The sequence below is a fragment of the Variovorax sp. 01T439_2 genome (assembly GCF_056398445.1).
This window is the reverse complement of record NZ_JBFTPJ010000959.1, coordinates 1-2,200: the sequence shown is the minus strand read 5'-3', so window position 1 is coordinate 2,200 and position 2,200 is coordinate 1. Positions and strand designations below refer to the sequence as shown.

Annotated in this window: 2 protein-coding genes; one reads left to right on the top strand and one right to left on the bottom strand. The window is 55.9% G+C overall.

Going from position 1 to position 2,200, the window contains the following annotated elements; genetic code table 11:
- The first annotated feature begins 143 nt into the window (after positions 1-143).
- Complete coding sequence (locus tag AC1DOC_RS30400; RefSeq protein WP_478083840.1) at positions 144-1,673, top strand: hypothetical protein; 1,530 nt, start codon at positions 144-146, stop codon at positions 1,671-1,673.
- Positions 1,674-1,849: 176 nt separating this feature from the next.
- On the opposite strand, the gene AC1DOC_RS30395 is transcribed toward AC1DOC_RS30400, so the two are convergent.
- On the bottom strand, positions 1,850-2,200 hold a 351-nt coding region (locus tag AC1DOC_RS30395), incomplete at its 5' end, for a GspH/FimT family protein (RefSeq protein ID WP_478131197.1).

The following is a 2,200-nucleotide window of genomic DNA, read 5'->3' as shown; positions in this document are numbered from 1 at the left end:
GGCGTGGAGCGCAGGTTGGAAGAGCAACTTGCGACAGGCACTATGCAACGAGAAGGCGACGGCTACATAGCATCGCCTGCTGGGAGGTTTGTGGCTGGAGCCTTTCGTGCAGTTGCGATCATTTTTGCTTGTGGTTCGTCAAAGTGACCACGCATTTGCAAGCGGCGGCGCTGAAGCCCGAAGCTCACGAGATTCGCCATCTTTACGCCTCCAGGTCAACCACTCGACATCTTGAGATCGCTTACCTCGCGCTGCCGGCAATCATATTTGCCCTTGGATTTTTAGAGTGGTGGGCAGCGATCTCCATCTCAGTCTTGCTGGGCATTGCATGCTTCCTTGTTTTCACCGAGCGATCAGAGCGTCCGAGCAGTACCTCAGCTGCCTACGTAGGTGTGTGTGCGGCCGCGGTGGTTCTTTTTTTGGCTGGTTTCCCAGATGGACCTTTCGCTTGGGATTGGATCAAACACTGGGCCCTCGTTAACGCGTTGGGCACCGAGCCATGGCCGGTGGTGCTCGAATTGGGTGGTGTCGAGCGCCATCTTCGCTTCTATCTGGGCGCTTATTTGGTGCCCGCCTTCTCGCACAAGCTGTTCCCAACTATAGATCTGCACTTTGCACTAGGCGCATGGTTCTTCGGTGGGTTTGCGCTTGTCTTCCGAACGGTATGCGCACTAGGTGCTACAAAGTGGCAGTCTGTTGCTGCAGCAATCCTATTGATTCTCTTAGGTGGTGCGGACGCCTTCGCGGAACACGTTGCCCGAGGACTTCAGGGACTTCCTGCCGCGCCTTGGTTCGGGATTCACTACGAAGCATGGGCGGTACACATTTTCAGGCTACCGATCGAATTTTCGTCCTTCCTTACCGCGCTGGTATGGGTCCCCCACCAAAGCATCGCCACCTTCTTAGTAACAGGGCTAATTCTCTTCAACGATCGGAGAGGCGGCCTCGGTGCGGCAGCACTGGGTTTCGGGCTTCTTTCCCTCTGGTCGCCATACGGGATGATTGGCTTGTTTCCGTTGATGTTGTTGTTGGCTTGGGAGAAGCGCCGTGAATTGCTGGAGTGGCATACCGCAACCAAAGTGTTGGCTGGAGCTTCGATCGCACTTTGCATGGTTGCCTACTTGTCGACCGAGTTGCCTTCAGGCGGCGCATGCTTCTCTTGCCTACCTAATCGAGTTCATCTTCTTCCGGATCTGCTCTTCTTCTGGTTGGTTGAACTCGTATCGTTTGCACTGATTCTCCGCAGGCATATCACTAGAGACATTACCTGCGTGATCTCTCTTGCCATACTGCTTGTTTTGCCACTGTTGCATGGTCAAACCCCGGATCTGGTTATGCGTGCGTCGATGGGACCATTGTTTGTACTGGGTGTTCGTTCTATTCAGACAATCTTGCAAGAAGGTTCGGCCAAGTTCGCCACCTTGTCCCTCGTGCTTGCGCTAGCTCTGTGCGCCCCCGCGGCCGTGAGCGAAGCAATATATATCCGTACCGGCGCGCGGGCGCATGCGGCGTTTGATTCACGTGACCCCCTTGGGGAGGAGTGGATTCGCGCGGGCGCTGCAACGAAGACGACTTATAGCGTGGAGGAATTCTTTGAGTTGTGTGGCTGGGGCTACTTGCCTCAGTACTTCTCAAAAGAGCAGCCTCGAATGCTGCGCGACCCTCGAAAATAAATCCATTGGGCCTCGTCGATGGCTCGGCCTCGTCTGAATCCGCGGTGTCATCGCGGTCGAGCGCCCGCTGGTGCGTGCGATGCAAGTGTTCAAGATGTCGATCGAGATTCCACGGGCCCTCGGTATTTGCTTGCCAAGAAGTGGAACGTCGCGCGTTATTTGAGATGCTCTGCTACTCACTCGCTGGCCGAAGTCGTGCAAGTCGTATCCGTTGCAGGTTGACAAGCTCGTGCACGCCCCGTCTTTGCAATCACGACGATTCGCGTCTGCTGAGTCTTCTCCGTGTCCGAGAGGTCATTGCGCTCGATCTTCAGCGTTGCCGATTGAAAAACTGCTCCGCTGGTCTGTGTATAGCCCGACGGGTTGAACATGACGTATGCGGGGCTGTTCTGCGCAGTTCCCTGTCCGGTCGCCGTGAAGTAGCCCGGCAGCGCACCCTGTTGCACGAGGAGGATGTCCGACCCATCGAATTGCTGATCGTTGTCCGTGTCGACGAAGACCGTCCACCCCGTTGCCCAGTTGTTGTC